Annotated in this window: 20 protein-coding genes and 2 pseudogenes; 16 read left to right on the forward strand and 6 right to left on the reverse strand. The window is 65.1% G+C overall.

What is annotated here, in order from left to right; genetic code table 11:
* Window positions 1-76: 76 nt before the first annotated feature.
* Window positions 77-673, reverse strand: a complete 597-nt coding sequence (locus SPYCW_RS14590; RefSeq protein ID WP_120217395.1) for a hypothetical protein — start codon at window positions 671-673, stop codon at window positions 77-79.
* A complete protein-coding gene (locus SPYCW_RS14595; RefSeq protein WP_120217396.1) occupies window positions 670-996 on the reverse strand; it encodes a PadR family transcriptional regulator in 327 nt (108 codons plus the stop codon). The genes SPYCW_RS14590 and SPYCW_RS14595 overlap by 4 nt, the downstream gene beginning before the upstream one ends.
* Before the next feature lie 75 nt (window positions 997-1,071).
* On the opposite strand from SPYCW_RS14595, the gene SPYCW_RS14600 reads away from it, so the two are divergent.
* The 3 genes from SPYCW_RS14600 (at window position 1,072) to SPYCW_RS14610 (ending at window position 3,244) form a co-directional block, all read left to right on the forward strand.
* The gene (locus tag SPYCW_RS14600; protein ID WP_120217397.1) at window positions 1,072-1,710 is read left to right on the forward strand and encodes a ferric reductase-like transmembrane domain-containing protein; all 639 of its coding nucleotides are present in this window, start codon (window positions 1,072-1,074) and stop codon (window positions 1,708-1,710) included.
* Window positions 1,711-1,790: 80 nt separating this feature from the next.
* Window positions 1,791-2,999, forward strand: coding sequence for a M20 metallopeptidase family protein (locus tag SPYCW_RS14605; protein ID WP_120217398.1), 1,209 nt, complete (start codon window positions 1,791-1,793; stop codon window positions 2,997-2,999).
* Complete coding sequence (locus tag SPYCW_RS14610) at window positions 2,996-3,244, forward strand: GlsB/YeaQ/YmgE family stress response membrane protein (RefSeq protein WP_120217399.1); 249 nt, start codon at window positions 2,996-2,998, stop codon at window positions 3,242-3,244. Before SPYCW_RS14605 ends, SPYCW_RS14610 begins: the two co-directional genes overlap by 4 nt.
* A 39-nt stretch (window positions 3,245-3,283) precedes the next feature.
* On the opposite strand, the gene SPYCW_RS14615 is transcribed toward SPYCW_RS14610, so the two are convergent.
* The 4 genes and pseudogenes from SPYCW_RS14615 to SPYCW_RS19470 all read right to left on the reverse strand — a co-directional run.
* Window positions 3,284-3,676: a GxxExxY protein gene (locus SPYCW_RS14615; RefSeq protein ID WP_120217400.1), complete on the reverse strand. Its 393-nt coding sequence runs from the start codon at window positions 3,674-3,676 to the stop codon at window positions 3,284-3,286.
* A gap of 55 nt (window positions 3,677-3,731) precedes the next feature.
* Window positions 3,732-5,318, reverse strand: a complete 1,587-nt coding sequence (gene nadB, locus SPYCW_RS14620) for an L-aspartate oxidase (RefSeq protein WP_120217401.1) — start codon at window positions 5,316-5,318, stop codon at window positions 3,732-3,734.
* A gap of 99 nt (window positions 5,319-5,417) precedes the next feature.
* Window positions 5,418-6,101: pseudogene (locus tag SPYCW_RS14625) on the reverse strand (hypothetical protein); the annotation flags it as partial.
* A pseudogene (locus SPYCW_RS19470) lies at window positions 5,987-6,532 on the reverse strand (ATP-binding cassette domain-containing protein); the annotation flags it as partial. The pseudogenes SPYCW_RS19470 and SPYCW_RS14625, both read right to left, overlap by 115 nt.
* On the opposite strand from SPYCW_RS19470, the gene SPYCW_RS14630 reads away from it, so the two are divergent.
* The 13 genes from SPYCW_RS14630 to SPYCW_RS14690 all read left to right on the forward strand — a co-directional run bounded on the left by SPYCW_RS14630 (window position 6,453) and on the right by SPYCW_RS14690 (window position 18,792).
* Window positions 6,453-7,013: a DUF4402 domain-containing protein gene (locus SPYCW_RS14630; RefSeq protein WP_232014727.1), complete on the forward strand. Its 561-nt coding sequence runs from the start codon at window positions 6,453-6,455 to the stop codon at window positions 7,011-7,013. The pseudogene SPYCW_RS19470 and the gene SPYCW_RS14630 overlap by 80 nt on opposite strands.
* A 142-nt stretch (window positions 7,014-7,155) precedes the next feature.
* Window positions 7,156-7,353 (forward strand): zinc-finger domain-containing protein, encoded by a 198-nt coding sequence (locus SPYCW_RS14635; RefSeq protein WP_120217403.1) that lies wholly within the window; start codon window positions 7,156-7,158, stop codon window positions 7,351-7,353.
* A gap of 215 nt (window positions 7,354-7,568) precedes the next feature.
* Window positions 7,569-8,048 carry a DUF4402 domain-containing protein gene (locus SPYCW_RS14640; protein WP_172595513.1) on the forward strand — a complete coding sequence of 160 codons (480 nt, stop codon included), beginning with the start codon at window positions 7,569-7,571 and terminating at the stop codon, window positions 8,046-8,048.
* A gap of 42 nt (window positions 8,049-8,090) precedes the next feature.
* Window positions 8,091-9,533, forward strand: coding sequence for a metalloprotease TldD (gene tldD / locus SPYCW_RS14645; protein ID WP_120217405.1), 1,443 nt, complete (start codon window positions 8,091-8,093; stop codon window positions 9,531-9,533).
* A 301-nt stretch (window positions 9,534-9,834) separates the two neighbouring features.
* Window positions 9,835-11,061, forward strand: a complete 1,227-nt coding sequence (locus SPYCW_RS14650; RefSeq protein WP_120217406.1) for a hypothetical protein — start codon at window positions 9,835-9,837, stop codon at window positions 11,059-11,061.
* A gap of 80 nt (window positions 11,062-11,141) precedes the next feature.
* Entirely contained in the window at window positions 11,142-11,546 is a 405-nt protein-coding gene (locus SPYCW_RS14655) for a hypothetical protein (protein ID WP_120217407.1), read from the forward strand.
* A gap of 107 nt (window positions 11,547-11,653) precedes the next feature.
* Window positions 11,654-12,220, forward strand: coding sequence for a DUF924 family protein (locus SPYCW_RS14660; protein WP_232014728.1), 567 nt, complete (start codon window positions 11,654-11,656; stop codon window positions 12,218-12,220).
* A gap of 28 nt (window positions 12,221-12,248) precedes the next feature.
* Window positions 12,249-12,815: a pyridoxamine 5'-phosphate oxidase family protein gene (locus SPYCW_RS14665; protein ID WP_120217408.1), complete on the forward strand. Its 567-nt coding sequence runs from the start codon at window positions 12,249-12,251 to the stop codon at window positions 12,813-12,815.
* Window positions 12,815-13,060: a putative signal transducing protein gene (locus SPYCW_RS14670; RefSeq protein WP_120217409.1), complete on the forward strand. Its 246-nt coding sequence runs from the start codon at window positions 12,815-12,817 to the stop codon at window positions 13,058-13,060. Before SPYCW_RS14665 ends, SPYCW_RS14670 begins: the two co-directional genes overlap by 1 nt.
* A 4-nt stretch (window positions 13,061-13,064) precedes the next feature.
* Entirely contained in the window at window positions 13,065-13,760 is a 696-nt protein-coding gene (locus SPYCW_RS14675; RefSeq protein ID WP_120217410.1) for an endonuclease/exonuclease/phosphatase family protein, read from the forward strand.
* Window positions 13,761-14,416: 656 nt separating this feature from the next.
* A complete protein-coding gene (locus SPYCW_RS14680; protein WP_003043080.1) occupies window positions 14,417-14,755 on the forward strand; it encodes a P-II family nitrogen regulator in 339 nt (112 codons plus the stop codon).
* A 17-nt stretch (window positions 14,756-14,772) separates the two neighbouring features.
* Window positions 14,773-16,137, forward strand: coding sequence for an ammonium transporter (locus SPYCW_RS14685; RefSeq protein WP_120217411.1), 1,365 nt, complete (start codon window positions 14,773-14,775; stop codon window positions 16,135-16,137).
* A 285-nt stretch (window positions 16,138-16,422) separates the two neighbouring features.
* On the forward strand, window positions 16,423-18,792 hold the full coding sequence (locus SPYCW_RS14690; RefSeq protein WP_120217412.1) for a TonB-dependent receptor: 2,370 nt from the start codon (window positions 16,423-16,425) through the stop codon (window positions 18,790-18,792).
* Window positions 18,793-18,900: the final 108 nt, after the last annotated feature.

Below are 18,900 nucleotides of genomic sequence, written 5' to 3' on the forward strand. Positions count from 1 at the left end.
CTTCCTTTCGACATTGCGAAAAAGAACAGCCCTTCGACAAGCTCAGGGCGAACGGTTCTTGCGAAGCCGTGCAGCTCTACAGCGCCAGCCGCCGCGCATAGCGGTCGAGCCGCGCCAGCTGCGCCATCAGCCCGCCGAGCAACAGCAGCTCTATCAGCGCCGTCCCGACGATCAGCGCTTGCGCCGAATCGCCCGACGCGCCCTGAAATGCGCGGACTAGACTGGCGCCGACCGACAGTGCCAGACTGCCCGCGGCGAAATGCAGCCAGCGGCGTACGAGCGCGATCCGCCGCCGCGATGCCATCCACCACGCCGCGCCAATGCACCCCAGCGCCGCGACCAGCCCGCCGCGATCGAACCAGATCAGCGGGTCGGCGCCGCCCGGGATGTCGAGGACGACGGTCCGCAGCCGCATCAATAGCAGCGTCGCGACACCGAGCAGCCCCGCCGCGACGCACGAGCGCCGCAACCGGTCGGGCAGCGCCGCCTCGGCATAGGCGCGCGCGATGTCGCTCGCGCGGCCAAAGCGCCGCACCGCATCGGCCTCGCCCACCTGTTCGGCGGTGTCGCACAGATGCGATTCGATCTCGGCGCGTACGCGCCGCGACAGGCCGGGGTCGAACGCCAGCACATCATCGAGCTCGTCGAGATAGGTGGCGATCGGGCCGCTCATGCGCGGGCGCCCAGCACGCGGTCGATGCCGCTGGCAAAGCTCTGCCAGCCCGCGCGCCGCTCGATCAGCGACTGACGGCCGCTGTCGGTCAGCGCATAGACGCGCCGTTTGCGCCCGCCATCGGGCTGAACCCAGCGGCTGGCGAGCAGCCCCGCGAGTTCGAGCCGGTGCAGCGCCGGATAGATTGTGCCTTCGGGCAGGTCGAAATGGCCGCCGCTGCGCGCGCGGATCGCCTCGATGATCGCATAACCGTGCAGCGCGTCGTCGCCGATCGTGGCGAGCAGCACGGCATCGAGATGGCCCTTGAGCATTTCCGCAGACATGCTCGCCGATTTAGCTTTGCAACGCTAGGTATGCAAGTTATACCTAGCAACACTAGGCTTTAATCGGAGGATGTGATGACGGCGATAACGACGGGAGCGGCAGTGCCGACCAGGGGCTGGGCCGAAGGCTGGGGGTTGTTCTGGACGCTGACCGGCGCGCTCGCAGCAATGTCGCTCGGCTTTCTCTTCGCTATCGGTTGGGACACCGAAGGCTTTCGCTTGGTGATCCGCGCCACCGCGCGCACATCGCTCGTCCTGTTCCTCGCCGCCTTTGCCGCGTCGGCGGTGGTGAAGCTGTGGCCCGGCCCCGTCACGCGCTGGCTGCGCCGCAACCGGCGCCAGCTCGGGCTGGGCTTTGCGATGTCGCACTTCATCCACGCGCTCGCGATCATCGCGCTGTGGAAAACCGATCCCGGCACCTTCTGGGTGCTGACGAACCCCAAATCGATCGCGACGGGCGGCACCGCCTATGTCTTCATCGCGCTGCTCGCCGCGACCTCGTTCGACCGCATGGTCAAGGCGCTCGGCCCTAAGGCATGGGGCCGCCTCCACTGGTGGGGCGTATGGATCGTCGCGCTCAGCTTCATCTTCACCAACGGCAAACGCATCCCGGTGAGCGGCTGGTACGCGCTGCCGGTGGTGCTGGTCCTGGCGGTGATCGTACTGCGCGTCGTTGCCGGGCGGAAACAGCGGCGCGCGGCGGCGCTGGCGTAGGCGCGGTGCGCTCCCCCCCTCGACTTCGCGGTGGCTCGGCGACAAGGTACCGCCAAACCACCGCGAACGAGAGGCTGCGCATGACGCTTACCACCACCAGTAGCTGGCCCGCCGAGGCCGAAACGCTGCTCGACGATCTTGTCGACCTGCGCCGCGCCATCCACCGCGAGCCTGAACTCGGGCTGCAAAACCCCAAGACGCTGGCGAAGATCAAGACCGCGCTCGCCGGGCTGCCGCTCGAGTTTCGCGAGGGGCCGTCGACCACCGGGCTGGTCGCGATCCTGCGTGGGCCGGCGAACGGGCGGACCGTGCTGCTGCGCGGCGACATGGATGCGTTGCCGCTGCTCGAGGAAACCGGGCTCGATTTCTCGTCGGAGATCAGCGGCGCGATGCATGCCTGCGGACATGACACGCATGTTGCGATGCTCGTCGGCGCGACCAAGCTGCTCTGCGCCGCGCGCGACCGGCTGCCGGGGACGGTGATGTTCATGTTCCAGCCGGGTGAAGAGGGCCATCATGGGGCGCGCTTCATGCTGGATGACGGGATCATCGATCCGTTGCCCGATGCCGCCTTTGCGCTCCACATCATGCCCAACGCGCCGCACGGGATTTTCGCCGGACGCGCGGGGCCGCTGCTTGCTTCGTCCGACGTGCTGTCGATCACGGTCAAGGGCGCGGGGGGCCACGCGTCGATGCCGCACGATGCGGTCGACCCGATCCCCGTCGCCTGCGCGATCCTCACCGCGATCCAGACGATGGTGACGCGCCGCATCTCGGTCTTTGACCCCGCCGTCGTGACGATCGCGAAGATCGCGGCGGGGACGACGAACAATATCATCCCCGAAACCGCCGAGATGCAGGGCACGATCCGCACCCTGTCGCCCGAGCGCCGCGCGATGGTCGCGCGCGAGCTGAAACGCCTCGCCCCCGCGATCGCCGAGGCGCATGGCTGCACCGCCGAGGTCGAAATCGTCGAGGGCTTCCCCGTCACCGTCTGCGACGCGCGCGCGGTGAGTTTCGGCCAGTCGGTCGTCGAAGCGACCTTTGGCGAAGCGGCCTGGCTGACGATGGACCATCCGGTGATGGGCGCCGAGGATTTCTCCTACGTGCTCGAAAAGGTTCCGGGCGCGATGTTCTGGCTCGGCGCGAGCGAGGCGGGGAGCGACTGGCGGCAATGCTGCGGGCTGCACAGCAACCATATGGTGCTCGACGAAAAAGTGATGGCGCGCGGCGCGGCACTGCACGCGGCGCTGGCCGAGCGGTTTTTGCATGAAGGGTTTGGCACATGATCAACATCATCGGCGCGATCATCTCGGGCCTGATCATCGGCGCGCTGGCGCGCTTCCTTTATCCGGGCGCGGTCGAGATGGGATGGATCGCGACGATCCTGCTCGGCATCGGCGGCTCGCTGCTCGCGGGGCTGGTGACGACGCGCGGCGTTCGCGGCGAATTCCACCGCGCGGGATGTTTCGCGTCGGTGATCGGGGCGATTGTGTTGATTCTGGTCGGGCGGTTGTTGGGGATAGGTGGGTAGAAAATTATCTCACACAAAGACACAAAGCCACGAAGAAGATCAGCGGGCCAAATTACCGTTGGCGATCCGGCAGACACCCTCTTTGAAGGTGGCACCGCCAAAATTCATTAAGAGCCCTAGAGGCAAATCGAGAAGGCGAAGGTAGGTCAGGACTTGTTTTTGATGAAGTGGCGAAAGCCGTTCAACAGATTTTAGTTCGATCAGCAGCTTGCCATTCAACAACAGGTCCGCGCGAAACCCTTCGGCGAGTTCGATTCCGTCATAATGTATCGGGATCGGTCGTTGGCGCTCTACAAACAGCCCCTTTCGGGTTAGTTGATCGGCAAGGATCGCTTCATAAACAGATTCGAGCAGACCCGGTCCCAAGTCGCGGTGCAGCCGAAACCCGCAATCCACTGCAATTGTCGCGAGCGCTTCGGTTTCGGAGCTCATCCCAACCCTTCTTTGTGCCTTTGTGTCTTTGTGTCTTTGTGTGAGATAATTCTTTTTACGGCACCAGCACCGTATCAACCGCCTCCGCAAGCATCGCCGGATAATCCAGCGTGTAATGCAGCCCGCGGCTTTCCTTGCGGTGGAGCGCGCTGCGCACGATGAGCTCGGCGCATTGGAGCAGGTTGCGGAGTTCGATCAGGTCGGTGGTGACGCGGAAGTGGCCGTAATAATCCTCGACCTCGCCGGTCAGCAGGCGGATGCGATGCTGCGCGCGCTCCAGCCTTTTGGTGGTGCGCACAATGCCGACATAATTCCACATGAAGCGGCGGATTTCGGTCCAGTTCTGCTTGATGATCACCTCTTCATCGGAATCAGTGACGCGGCTTTCGTCCCACGGGCGGATCGCGGGCGGCGGCTCGAGCTGGTCCCAGCGCGCGATGATGTCCTTGACCGCCGCCTCGCCGAACACGAAACATTCAAGCAGGCTATTCGATGCGAGGCGATTAGCGCCGTGCAGGCCACTTTCGGTGCATTCGCCCGCGGCATACAGCCCCGGCAGGTCGGTGCGGCCGGCGAGGTCTATCAGGATGCCGCCGCAGGTATAATGCTGCGCGGGCACCACCGGGATCGGCTGCTTGGTCATGTCGATGCCCAGCGTCAGCAGCTTGTCGTAGATGTTCGGAAAATGCCCGGCGACGAAATCGCGGTCGAGGTGGCTGATGTCCAAGTGGACATAATCGAGCCCGAAGCGCTTGATCTGGTCGTCGTTGGCGCGCGCGACGATATCGCGCGGCGCGAGTTCGGCGCGGGCGTCATAATCGGGCATGTAACGATGGCCGGTGACGGGATGCTTGAGGATACCGCCCTCGCCGCGCACCGCCTCGGTGATCAGGAAATTCTTGACGTCGAGATTGTAGAGGCAGGTCGGGTGGAACTGCATCATTTCCATGTTCGACACGCGGCATCCCGCGCGCCAGGCCATCGCGATGCCGTCGCCGGTGGCGCCCCGCGGTGCCGTAGAGAATTGATAGACGCGCCCCGCGCCGCCGCTCGCGAGGATCGTCGCGCGACCGACATGGGCGTGGACCTTCCCGGTTTTTTCATCGAGCGCATAGACGCCCCAGACGCGGCCCGAGCCCGAATAGCGCTCCTCGTGGCGGCCGGTGATCAGGTCGATGCACGCTTGCCCCGGCAGCAGGGTGATATTCGGATGCGCCTCGGCGGTCTTCAATAATGCCGCCTGCACCGCCCAGCCGGTCGCGTCGTCAACATGGACGATGCGGCGGTGCGAATGCCCGCCCTCGCGCGTCAGGTGCAGCGCGTCGCTGTCCTTGTTGAACGGCACCCCCATCTCGACGAGCCGCTCGATCGACGCGGGGGCGTTCTCGACGACGAACTCGACCGTCTCGCGCCGGTTGAGCCCGGCGCCCGCGACCATCGTGTCCTCGATATGATTCTCGAAGGTGTCGCCGGCATCGAGCACCGCGGCGATCCCGCCTTGCGCCCAGGCGGTCGACCCGCCGGTGAGCTCGCCTTTCGCGAGCACGAGCACGCGACAATGATCGGCGAGCGCGATCGCGGCGGTGAGCCCGGCAGCGCCCGAGCCGACGATGATGACGTCGTGTGAAGAATCAGCGGCCATCAAAATTCCGTTCGTGTCGAGCGAAGTCGAGACACCCCGCTGCCTCGCGCCATTCCGAAGGGCATCTCGACTTCGCTCGATGCGAACGGAAAAGAGAGGCTAGGCATTCGCCGCGCGCGTCAGGTTGAGGAAGACGTCCTCGAGATCGGCCTCGCGGGTCGAGACGTCGACGATGCCATGGCCCATCGCATTGACTGCGGCGAGCACCTCGCCCGCGTTCATGCGGTCCTTGTTGTAGCTGATCGCGAGCCCGCGCTCGCCCTCGCGCTCCACCTTGTCGAAGGCGGGATGCGACGGCAGTTGGACGATATCCTGGTCGAGCGTCACCACGACGATCTTCTCGCGCGCCATGTCGACCAGCTCGCGGGTCGGCTTGTTCGCGATCAGCTTGCCATGGTTGATGATCGCGATGCGGTCGCACAGCTCCTCGGCTTCCTCCAGATAGTGCGTCGTCAGCACCACGGTGACGCCGCGGTCGTTCAAGGACTGCACATATTCCCAGAGCTGCTGGCGCAGTTCGATATCGACCCCCGCGGTCGGCTCGTCGAGCACGATGATCGGCGGCGAATGCACCATCGCCTTGGCGACGAGCAGGCGGCGCTTCATGCCCCCGACAGCGTGCGCGCATAGGCATCGCGCTTGTCGGTCAGATGCACCGCGGCGAGCAGCGCGTCCGAAATCCGCTTCGCCCTGGGCACGCCGTACAGGCCGGCCTGATTCTCGAGCGTCTCGAACGGCGTAAAAAACGGATCGAAGACGATTTCCTGCGGCACGATGCCGATCGAATATTTGGCGTTTCTGGGATCGGCGTCGATGTCGAAGCCCCAGATGCTCGCGCTGCCACTCGTCTTGTTGACCAGCCCCGCCAGGATATTGATCAAAGTCGACTTGCCCGCCCCGTTCGGCCCCAAAAGCCCGAAAATCTGGCCGCGCGGGACGTCGAAGCTGACATTGTCGAGCGCCTGCTTGCCGCCGGCATAGGTTTTGGAGACGGCGTCGATGCGGATGGCGGCTTCGGTCATGGCCGCTTCCATAGCCGCGCACCCCGGCCTGTAAAAGCCTTCATCGCTGCCGCCGCTTTTCGTGGGCGCGGCGTTAACGCTATGTTGGATAATCGCCGCTAGGACCAATGTTGTGAGGACCAGACACACCCAAAACCCGCAGTTCATGCTGCGCGGCATCGCCGCTTGCGCGCTGCTGATGGCCCCGGCCATTGCGGCGCCGGCCCATGCCCAGCAAACGGCGCAGGCGCAAAGCGAAGCCATCGTGCTGCGCCCCCTATCCTTCTTCAAGGTCAACGACCTCAGCTTTGGCGACATCATTCCGTCGAACGTCGCGGGAACGGTGACGCTGGCGCCCGACGGGTCGCGCAGCCGCACCGGCGGCGTCACGCTGGCCGGTAACGGCGGCGAACCGGCGCGTTTTGCCGGGCTCGGCACGGTCAACCGCCAGGTCAATATTTCGCTGGGGTCGAACACGATCTGGCTGACCGGACCGGGGGTGCGCATGCGCGCCCGCACCTTTGAAATCGGCAGCACCCCGACCGCGATCCTGTCGACATCGCCGACGCGGTTCCGGATCACGTCGGCGCTCGGCAACTACAACTTTCCAATCGGCGCGACGCTGGAAGTCGGCGCCAACCAGGCGCCCGGCGACTACAGCGGGACGTTCACGGTCACACTCAACTATCTCTAGAGCTTCTGTGGGGGAAGAAGCGGCACCGGATGACCACCTGTATTCGCAAGAATATTGGCCGGTGCCGCATGTCCCCTGCCGGTCGTTCGACGGCGCAGACCCCGATTGCTCCCGCCCCGCGCGCTTGCTATGGGCGCGATCGATGACCCAGCCCGCGCCCGAAACCATCCGCACCCCGAAAACCCGCATCGCCTGCGACGGCACCGGCGACGGCCTTGCCAACGCCGCGCTCGGCCACCCGCGCGTGTGGCTGGAAATCGACCCCGACGCGGGGTTCGCCGACTGCGGCTATTGCGACCGGCGCTTCATCCTGATCGGCGGGGTCGCCGATAAAGCTTAGGCATCGGCGGGGTCGCCGACGGGACTCAAGCGGCGCGGCGCGCGACCGGCGCGCGCAGGTGTAAACAGCCGCTTTACCACGCCCGTGCATCAACCACTCACGTCCCGCTGGCATAAATGTGCCAGACAGGAGCAGAATCTGTGGGGATTCGAGGGACCAGAAACTGTCGGGATGGCGCACGCGCCCTGACCATTGCCGCCGCCATTGCGGCAGCCATGTCGTGCGCGCCCGTACAGGCGGCTGACACCAACGTCACCGCCAATGCGGCGATCGTGCGCCCCAACACGCTGATCAAGACCGACGATCTGAACTTCGGGACGCTGGTCAGCGGCCCGACCGGCGGTACCGTCACCGTCAACCCGGTCACCAATGCGCGAACCTCGGGCGGCGGCGTGACGCTCGTCGGCACCACTGCGCAGCGCGCCACATTCCAGGGAACCGGGGGGATTTTCCTGATCACCGTATCGGGCAGCACGTCGGTGACGCTGGCGCGGGTCGGCGGCGGCGCGCCCAACATGACCGCCAGCCTGGTGCGCGCCGCCAGTACCAGCGGCGGCGGCATCGCGCTGCTGGGCGCAACGCTGCTGCCCAGCGGGGTGCAGACCTATTATATCGGCGGCACCCTCACGGTCCCGGCAAACCAGCCCGCGGGCGATTACAGCGGCACGTTCACGCTCACCGTCAATTATCTCTGACGGCGGTTTGCGCGCGCGACGCGCCATGCCTATATCGGCCGCATGACCAGTCTCTCCGACCCCCGCCGCTTCCTCTACCGTGCCGACGCGCTCGACCCCGATCTGGCACAGGCGCTCGCGCGCGAAGCGCTCGCCAAGGCCGACGACGGCGAGCTTTACCTGCAATATCGCGCGACCGAGAGCTTCGGGTTCGACGACGGGCGGCTGAAGACCGCCGATTATTCGACCGACGCCGGGTTTGGCCTGCGTGCGGTGTCGGGCGAGATGACGGGCTTTGCCCATGCCAGCGACATCAGCGCCGGGGCGATCCGCCGCGCCGCCGAAACGCTGGCGCTGCTCGACCCCGCCAGCCAGCCGCACGCTGCGCCGCCGCCGCGCACCAACCGCCATCTCTATGACGAAGCAAACCCGCTCGACCTGATCCCCTTCGCGAAGAAGGTCGCGCTGTGCCAGGAAATCGACGCCGCCGCGCGCGCGCGCGACCCGCGCATCGCGCAGGTGTCGGTCAGCCTAGCGGGCAGCTGGTCGGTGGTCGAAATCGTTCGCGCCGACGGGTTCCTCGCGACCGACATCCGCCCGCTCGTCCGCCTCAACGTCTCGATCGTGGTCGAGGAAAATGGCCGCCGAGAGAGCGGGGTTTTCGGGCTCGGTGGGCGTTACATGTACGACCATCTGTTCGAGCCCGCGCTGTGGAACCGCGCGATCGACGAGGCGCTGGCACAGGCGCTGGTAAACCTGCGCGCCGTCGACGCCCCTGCGGGCGAGTTTACCGTGTTGCTCGGCCCCGGCTGGCCCGGCGTGCTGCTCCACGAGGCGGTCGGCCACGGCCTTGAAGGTGATTTCAACCGTAAGGGCACCAGCGCCTTTTCGGGCCGCATCGGCGAGCGCGTCGCGGCGCCCGGCGTCACCGTGGTCGACGACGGCGCGATGGAGAGCCCCGTCGGCGGCGGTCGTCGCGGGTCGCTCAGCATCGATGATGAAGGCACCCCGACCGGGGAGACGGTGCTGATCGAGGACGGCATTTTGAAGGGCTATATGCAGGACCGCCTCAACGCCCGCCTTATGGGGGTCGAACCGACCGGCAACGGGCGGCGCGAGAGCTTTGCCCACGCGCCGATGCCGCGGATGACCAACACCTTCATGCGCGGCGGCAACGACGATCCCGCCGAACTGCTCAGCCGCGTCAAGAACGGCATTTTCGCCAAGAGCTTCGGCGGCGGCCAGGTCGACATCGTGTCGGGCAAATTCGTCTTCAGCTGTACCGAGGCGTATAAGGTCGAGAATGGGAAGCTGGGCGATTCGATCAAGGGTGCGACCCTGATCGGCGACGGGCCGAGCGTGCTGACCAAGGTGATGGGCATCGGCAACGACATGGCGATCGACGAAGGCATCGGCATCTGCGGCAAGGGCGGCCAGAGCGTCCCCGCGGGCGTCGGCCAGCCGACCTTGCTCGTGAACGGGCTGACCGTCGGCGGGACGGCGTAAATTCCTTCTCCCTTGATGGCAGAAGGATACGGAGCCTCATCGCGAAGCGATTAGGCGGAGTTGGATGAGGGTGAAGGCGCGTCCATTCGCCCCCTGTTTCAGGACGCGAGAGCACCCCCACCGCGGCGACTAGCCAGCAGGCTGGCAAGTCTCGCTGCCTCCCCCATCAAGGGGGAGGATTTGTTAGGTGTGACGCACCTCACTTGGCGGGCCGCTTTTGCGCGCCTATAGTCCCTTCAAACAGAAAAGAAATCGGGCCGCATTGTCCGCCGGGTCTTCCCCGGCAACAGGGAGGATATTCATGCGTTCGAGTCTGCGTTTCGTTTCCGTCGCCGCCATTGCCGCGATGCTCGCCGCCGTGCCGGGTTCGGCGCAAAAGACCACCGGCCCCGTCGAGCGCTATGAAATGGACGTCGCAACCGCGTCGGGCTTTGCCGCGATGGCGGCGGGCGGACGCGGGGTCGGCAACATGATGGGGATGATGTTCGGCGGCGGCCCCGACGGCAAGGTCGCGCACACGCTGGAGCTGCGGCTGGGGTCGAACCAGACGCCGACCGCGCCCCCGGTCAAGGCCGATCATTTCTTCCTGCCGCAGGCCAAGCTGGGCAAGTCGGTGCCGCTGCTCGGCCCCGAACCCGGCAAGCCGCGCGAGCGCGAGGATGGCAATGAAATGCCGAAGGATTTTGAGCGTCCCAAGGGCCGCCTGCTGCTGTTCTGGGGCTGCGGCGCCAAGGCCGGGCCGGGGCAGCCGGTGATCATCGATTTCGCCAAGGTCGCCGCGGGGCAGATGCCGCCCAACCTGTTCACCACCACCGTCCCGCGCATCCGCGAGGTGATGGCGTCGAACGGCAAATCCTACGCCAGCTGGCCGAACAGCAAATCGTCGAAACAACCATCGTCGGGATCCTCGCTGCTCGGCGCGCACCGGATCGCGGGCAACGTCGGGCCCGAGATCAACTTCACCCTCGCGCAGGATTATATGCCCGGGCTGAATGCTTCGACGACGATGCAGGGCGACGGATCGGTGATGATCCGCTGGAACCAGCTGGTTCCCGCCACCGGCTATGTCGCCTGGGCGTTCGGCGGCATGGACCGCGGCAGCGCGGGGGGCGACATGGTGTGGTGGACGAGCAGCAACGCACGCGAGTTCGGCGGCGGACTGTGGGACTGGCTGCCGCCCGCGACGGTCGCGGGACTGGTGGCGAAGAAGGTCGTGATGCCGCCCGCACAGACGAGCTGCGCGATCCCCGCCGAGGTCAAGAAGGCTTCGGGGGAGATGATGATCGGCAACCTCAATGCCTTTGGCCCCGAGGCCAATTTCTCCTATCCGCCCAAGCCCGCGGGCAATGCGGTATGGAACATCGACTGGACCGCCAAGGTGCGCTTTCGGTCGCACACCATGCTGATGGTCGGTGCCGATTTCGGCGGCATGGGCGGGTCGGGCAGCAGCAGCACCCCTGCCGAGCCCGCGAAGAAGAAGAAATGCAAAGGTCCGCTCGGCATCCCGTTGCCCGACGGGGCGTGCTGATCCGCGCCGGTCAGCCCCTGTTCACGCGCGTTGGCGTAGGGCGGCGGCGGGTAGGATATGTTGAAGACAGGAGTCGAACCATGCGTCTGCACATTCCGATGATTTTGGCCGCTGCCGCGCTCGCCGCAATCCCCGCGACAGCCAGCGCGCGCGAGCGGCTCGCGCCCGAAGATCAGCTGGCCAAGCTGCTCGAAGGCCGCGTCGCGGGCGAACCGCAAAATTGCATCCCGCTGTCGATGGCGCGCAGCAGCCAGGTGATCGACAAGACCGCGATCGTCTATCGCGTCGGCAGCACGCTGTGGGTCAACCGGCCGGAAGGCGGGGCGTCATCGCTCGACGACGACGATATATTAGTCACCAGATTGTCGGGCAGCCAGCTGTGCAGCATCGACGCGGTCCAATTGCACGATCGCAGCAGCAACATGTACAGCGGCTTTGTCTCGCTCGGCAAATTTGTGCCGTATCGGCGCGTGAAGGGCGAATAGTCGCTCCACCTGTCATCGTCATCCCGGCGCGGGGTGTTGGGAGGCACGTGACTCCCAACACCCTGCGCCGGGATGGCGAATGTCTCTAGCTGAGGATTTGACGGCGCGTGACGCAAAGTAATTCCACCCCGCCCGCCGACTGGCCGCAACAACTCCTCGCCTTCTGGTTCAACGCGCATGGGATGGACGACTGGTACGGCGGCGGCCCCGATTTCGATGCCGAAGTGCGCGACCTGGCCGAGGAATGGCACACAGCGCTCCGTTCGCAGCCCGCCGAAACCTTCCTTGCCGACCCCGACACCGCGCTCGCCGCGGCGATCCTGTTCGACCAGGTGCCGCGCAACATCTATCGCGACCACGCCGACGCCTTTGCCACCGATTCCCTCGCCCGCGCCATCGCGCGTGGGATTGTGGCCAATGGATGGGATCAGCAATGGTCCGACGAGCGGCGCCAGTTCGCTTATCTGCCCTTCGAGCATAGCGAAGACATCGACGACCAGCGCGAATCGCTGCGGCTGATGAACCAGCTCGCCGATCCGGTCTTTCATGATTATGCGCAAAAGCATTTCGATATCATCGACCGGTTCGGCCGCTTTCCGCACCGCAATGACGCACTGGGTCGTACGACCCGGCCCGAGGAGGAAGCCGCGATAGAAGAGGGCAAGAATTGGTGATAGGACGGCGCCGACACGGAGACGAGCCATGGCCGAATTCACCGATACGCTGACCGACAAACATATCGCTTTCATCGAAAAACAGCCGGTTTATTTCACCGCGACCGCCGCTGCCGACGCGCGGATCAACCTGTCGCCCAAGGGCTATGCCGACAGTTTCCGCGTGCTGTCGGAAAATCAGGTTGCCTATCTCGACCTTGCCGGGTCGGGCAACGAAACTCACGCGCACCTCGCCGCCGACGGGCGCATCACGATCATGTTCTGCGCCTTTGATCGCAGCGCGCTGATCCTGCGCATCTATGGCCGCGGCCGTCCGGTGTTGCCGCAGGACGATGAATGGGACGCGCTTGCGGCACATTTCACCCTGCTGCCCGGCACCCGCCAGATTTTCGTGATCGATGTGGAAAGCGTCCAGACCAGCTGTGGCTGGGGGGTGCCGATGATGGAGCTGCAACAGGAGCGCGACACGCTGCAAAAATACCATCGCCAGGCCGATCGCGCGCTGTGGGTCGAAAAGACGCTCGGCCGCACCAAAAGCATCGACGGCCTGCCGACGCGTCCGACCGACCGCTTCATCGAGGGCGAGACCGCCTGATGCCGCTGGTCGAACTCGTCCGCATTCCGAACGGCGCCGAGGCCGAGCTGCTGCGCGGGCGGATCGAAAGCGCCGGGGTGCATGCGGTGTGTTTCGACGCCGGGATGAATATCGCCGAAAGCGTCGGCCTGATGATCCCGGTGCGGATCATGGTGCTCGACGAGGACCTCGACGAAGCGCGCGCGTTGCTGGCGGAATTTGAGGATCCGGGGAACGGCTTGGCGGCTGGAGCGCTAGACCGCTGAGACCATGATCAAAGTTGCCAGTTACAATATGCGCAAGGGCATCGGGCTCGACCGGCGCCGCGATCCCGGGCGGGTGCTGGCGGTGCTCGGCGAGCTCGACGCCGACATTGTGGCGTTGCAAGAAGCCGACCGCCGTTTCGGCACTCGCGCCAGCGCGATCCCGCCGCATATGCTGGACGAGCATAGCGATTATGTCGCGGTCGCCCTCGACAATCGCCCGCACAGCATCGGCTGGCACGGTAACGCGCTGCTCGTCCGCAAGGGCGCGGAGGTCGAGGAAAGCCATGCGCTCCACCTGCCGACGCTCGAACCGCGCGGCGCGGTTGCGGCGACGATCCGCATCGGCGGCACAAGGTTGCGGGTGGTCGGCATGCACCTCGACATTTCGGGGCTGCGCCGCCGCCATCAGGCGCGCGCGATCCTGAACCATGTCGCGGAGGGCGAAGATCTGCCGACGATCCTGATGGGCGACTGCAACGAATGGCGCGCGACGGGCGGCTGCCTGCATGATTTCGGCGAGCGCCACCGGCTGGTCGACACCGGCCACAGCTTCCACAGCCGCCGCCCGGTGGCGCGGCTCGACCGCATCTTCGCCTCGCCCGATCTGGAAGCGGTCGACGCCGGGGTGCATCGCAGCGCGCTCGCCGCGCGCGCGTCGGACCATCTGCCGATCTGGGCGCAGTTCAGGGCGGCGGGGTAAAGCCGACGGCTTTGGATTGCTGCTTTGGGATGGGAGCGGACGGTCAATTTTTTGTCGTCACCCCGGCGAAGGCCGAGGTCTCACCCTCTCGGTTTACCGCACCGGCGAGATCGTGTTTCAGAGTCACGTGCCTCTGAACACCCTTCGCCGGGATGACGATGCTATGGATCCTCCCTGTGGCGAAGCCATGGGGAGGGGGACCGTCGCCGTAGGCGATGGTGGAGGGGCGGCGACGTTGCGCGAGAGCCCCTCCGTCAGCGCTTCGCGCTGCCACCTCCCCATCGCTGCGCGACAGGGAGGATCGATGTCCGCAACCGGTCGCTACCAGACCCTCGTCATCCCGGACTTGATCCGGAATCCATCGCAGCGCCGAAATCATGGATCCCGGATCAAGCCTGTCCTGAGCTTGTCGAAGGGCCCGGGATGACGATGTTTGAGGGGCTATCTTCGGTCTGGGGCTGTCATTGCCAAGACGTGAACTATCGTCGCACAATGCCTAAATTTTAGGCAAACCCCTGCCTCACCTGCCCAGTAAACGACCGATTATTCGTCTGATCGCAGAAAACCCGTCACAAAATGTTAACTTTTCCGCGCCGTGCGTAATCTGGCACGGCTGTTGCACTGCAACATGATGCTATTGGGCAAAAGGGGGCATCATGAAGCTGATCCTGGCAATCATTAAACCATTCAAGCTCGACGAGGTGCGCGAAGCGCTCACCGGCTTGGGTATCGCCGGCATGACCGTGACCGAGGTCAAGGGGTTCGGTCGGCAAAAGGGGCAGACCGAAATCTATCGCGGCGCCGAATACGCCACGAACATGGTGCCGAAGGTGAAGATCGAGCTCGTCTGCGATGACGCGCTTGCGCCGCGGGTGGTCGAAACGCTCCAGCAAAGCGCCGGCACCGGGTCGATCGGCGACGGCAAGATTTTCGTTCTCGACGTGGGTCAGGCGGTGCGCATCCGCACCGGCGAGACCGGCGAGGCGGCACTGTGATGACAAAGGGGGAAAGTATGACGTTCGCAAATAAATTTGCGGCGGGCGCCGGGGCCATGGGCCTCTCGCTGTTCGCCGCGCTGCCCGCCTGGGCGCAGGAAGCCGCGCCTGCGGTCGCCGAAGCCGCCGCGCCGACGCCCGACAAGGGCGACACCGCATGGATGATCACCGCGACCGTGCTGGTCATGGCGATGATCGTCCCCGGCCTCGCGCTCTTCTATGGCGGCCTCGTCCGTACCAAGAATATGCTGTCGGTGCTGACCCAGATCATCGCGGTCGCCAGCTTGGCGATGATCATGTGGGTGATGTTCGGCTACAGCCTGGCCTTTGGCGGCGACGCCAACCAGTTCATCTCGTCGGGCAAGCTGTTCCTCGCCGGGGTGACCGCCGATTCGACCGTCGCGACCTTTACCGACGGCGTCGTCATCCCCGAATTCGTCTTCATCGCGTTCCAGATGACCTTTTCGGCGATCACCGTCGCGCTGGTGCTCGGCGGACTCGTCGAACGCATGAAATTTTCGGCGGTGATGGTCTTTGCGATCGTCTGGCTGTCGATCGTCTATTACCCGATCGCGCACATGGTCTGGTATCTGGGCGGCACCGACGAAGCCACCGGCCTGATCTTTGGCTGGGGCGCGCTCGACTTTGCCGGCGGCACCGTCGTCCACATCAACGCGGGCGTCGCGGCGCTGGTCGGCTGCCTGATCATCGGCAAGCGCAATGGCTATCAGAAGGACATCATGGCACCGCACTCGCTGACCATGACGCTGATCGGTACCGGTCTCCTGTGGGTGGGCTGGTTCGGCTTCAACGCCGGCTCGGCGCTCGAAGCCAATGGGTCGGCGGGTCTGGCGCTGATCAACACCTTTACCGCCACCGCCGCCGGCGTGCTGTTCTGGATGCTCACCGAACGCGCCCTCGGCCACAAGGGGTCGCTGCTCGGTGCCTGTTCGGGGGCGATCGCCGGCCTGGTCGCGGTTACCCCGGCGGCGGGCAATTCGGGCCCGTTCGGCGCGATCCTGCTCGGCGCCGTCGCGGGTGTCGTCTGCTGCATCGTCGTGATGAAGCTGAAGGCCAAGCTCGGCTTTGACGATTCGCTCGACGTGTTCGGCATCCATGGCGTCGGCGGCCTGATCGGGTCGGTGCTGACCGCGGTCACGATGCTGCCCGCGCTCGGCGGTCCGGCAGGCGACGATTATGTCCTTGGCAGCCAGCTGTGGATCCAGATCAAATCGGTCGGCGTCGCCGTCCTCTGGTCCGCCGTCGGTTCGGCCATCGCCTTCTATATCGCCAAGGCCGTTACCGGCGGACGCGTCGCGGCAGAGGTCGAACGCGAAGGCCTCGACCTCGGCGAGCATGGCGAGCGCGCCTATAATTATTGACGAGACAGGATACCCGTCGCCGCACGTCTCTCTCTCCTTTCAAACGGCGGCGGCGGGATCCTCACCAGGTTCCTCCTGCGAACCACTGGCCGGGGTTTATCCCCGGCCATTTTTTGGGTGCGGACGCCCCAAGCTTGCATTCTACTACTGTGGCCGCCGCGCAACAGCCCTCGGTAATTTTGTTGCGCGGGGGTTCGCGGACCATTGCGAATTTGCGGCAAGAGGCGCACCTCTTGCCTCGCGACGCGGCAACATAGCCGCGCGCAGTACAGAGAGGATATCACCATGCATGCTCGCACTATGCTGCTGGCCGGGCTTTCGACGCTCGCGCTGGTGCCCATTGCCACGCCCGCCCTCGCACAGGAGGCCGGCGCTGCCGAAGACGACAGCAACATCATCATCGTCACCGCGACCAAGCGCGACGCCAATCTTCAGGACATTCCCTTCTCGATCAACGCCCAGACCGCCGAAGACATCCAGAAATCGGGCGCGGTGACGCTGGAAGACCTGTCCCGCAACGTCGCCGGCCTGTCGGTGCAGAACCTCGGCCCCGGCCAGAGCCAGGTGTCGGTGCGCGGCGTCTCGGCGGGGCAGGTCGTGCGCGACCAGCCGGGGGTCAAGGAACAGGTCGGCGTCTATCTCGACGAAAGCGTCATCTCGCTCTCGCTGTTCACCCCCGACATCGACCTTTACGACCTCAACCGTGTCGAAACGCTGCGCGGGCCGCAGGGCACCTTGTTCGGATCGGGTTCGGTCGGCGGCACCATCCGCTACATCACCAATCAACCCAAGATCGGGGTGATGGAGGGCAGCGTCGAGGCGAACCTCAACCTTGTCGACGGCGACGACTTCGGCGGCCATTTGAAGGGCGCGGTCAATGTGCCGATGGGCGACACCGCGGCGCTGCGCGCGGTCGGCTATTACACGCGCTATGGCGGTTTCATCAACGCGATCGGCCCGGCGGGCGGCGATGACGTCAACAGCGGCGAGCGCTACGGCGGCCGGCTCGCGCTGACGTTCGAGCCCAGCGACAATTTTTCGATCACCCCGCGCGTGGTGTATCAAAAGGTCACCGCCGACGGCTTCAATCGCCAGGACATCTATAATCTGTACGGCAACCGCTTCACGACGACGCGGCCGCAGGTGACCTTCGACGAGCGCGAGCAATATCTGTTGCTGCGCGAAGGGTTCGAGGACGAAACGCTGATCGCCGACCTCAACCTCAACGTCGGGCTGGGCGGCGCCAAGCTGACCTCGGTCACTAGCTATATCAACCGCGACATATTGGTCAGCCGCGACGCAAGCGCGCTCACCGGGTCGGTGTCGGTCGATCTCGGCTTCCCGGCCGCCGGTGTCCTGCTGCCGTCGAACCTGGTCGACACCACCGACCTTGAAACCTGGTCGCAGGAAGTGCGCATCGCGTCGGACAATGACAGCCCGTTCCAGTGGGTGCTCGGCGCCTTCTATTCAAAGGTCGACCGCGTCTATAGCCAGACGCTGCCTACCCCCGGTTATGACGCGGTGACCGACGCGGTGCTCGGTGCCGGAACGTCGGCGGCGGTCGCGAACGGCTTTGCCGCAAACTCGCCGTACAACGCCTTGCTGCCCTATGACATCAAGCAGTTCGCGCTGTTCGGCGAGGTCAGCTTTGACCTCAGCGATGCGTTCACGGCGACCGCGGGCGGGCGCTATTACGACTTCAAGGAAACGCGCAGCTTCAAATCGGGCGGGCTGTTCGCCAATGGCGACAACCGCACCGACAGCACCAAGTCGAGCGGTTTCACCCCTCGCTTCCTCTTGTCCTACGACCTCAGCGACAGCGTGACGGTCAACGCGCAGGCGTCGAAGGGCTTCCGCCTTGGCGGGGTCAATGATCCGCTCAACCTTCCGCTCTGCACCCCCGCCGACGCGGCGCTGTTCGGCGGGTTCCAGGACTATGACGACGAAACGCTGTGGAACTACGAGCTGGGGATCAAGTCGCAGGGTCGCGGCTTCACCTTCAACGCCGCGGGCTTCTACAACGACATCAAGAATCTGCAGGTCACGCTCGATGCCGGCAGCTGTTCGTCGCGCATCGTGTTCAACGTCGACAAGGCGCATTCGATGGGGGTCGAATTCGAACTCGGCCTGTCGCCCGCCGACGGGCTCGATTTCAACCTGTCGGGCAGCCTGATCGAGGCCGAATTCGACACCACCCTGCCCGGCGTCCTCGCGACCGCGACGGGGATTCGCGAAGGCAATCGCCTGCCGTCGGTGCCGAAATTCCAGCTATCGGCGTCGGGCAGCTATGAATGGCCGATCGGCGATGCCGCGAACATGTATGTTGCGGCATCCTTCCAACATGTTGGCACCCGCTACACCCAGCCCGCCGATCAGGAAAACAACCCGCGGACCTTCGTCCACGGCTTGCCGTTCGGCGGTGCACCGGCGGGGTCGTCGACGACGGTCGACCTGCAATTGCCCGATTATCAGTTGGTCAATCTGAGCGCCGGGGTCGACTTCGAGGGCGGCCTGTCGCTGATCGCGTACGTCAACAATCTGTTCGACGAAAACGCGCTGCTGTCGTTCGATCGCGAGCGCGGCGGACGGGCCCGGCTCGGCTATACGGTCGGTCAGCCGCGCACATTTGGCATCACTGCGCGCAAGACGTTCTGAGCGCTATCGGACGCAAAAAAGGGGGTCGGTTCGGCAACGAACCGACCCCCTTTTTGCTGCACGCTGCGCTGCACAATAAATAGGCAGGCTTGCCGCAAATTTAGGCCT

It is taken from the genome of Sphingopyxis sp. EG6 (assembly GCF_003609815.1).
Classification (GTDB): Bacteria; Pseudomonadota; Alphaproteobacteria; order Sphingomonadales; family Sphingomonadaceae; genus Sphingopyxis.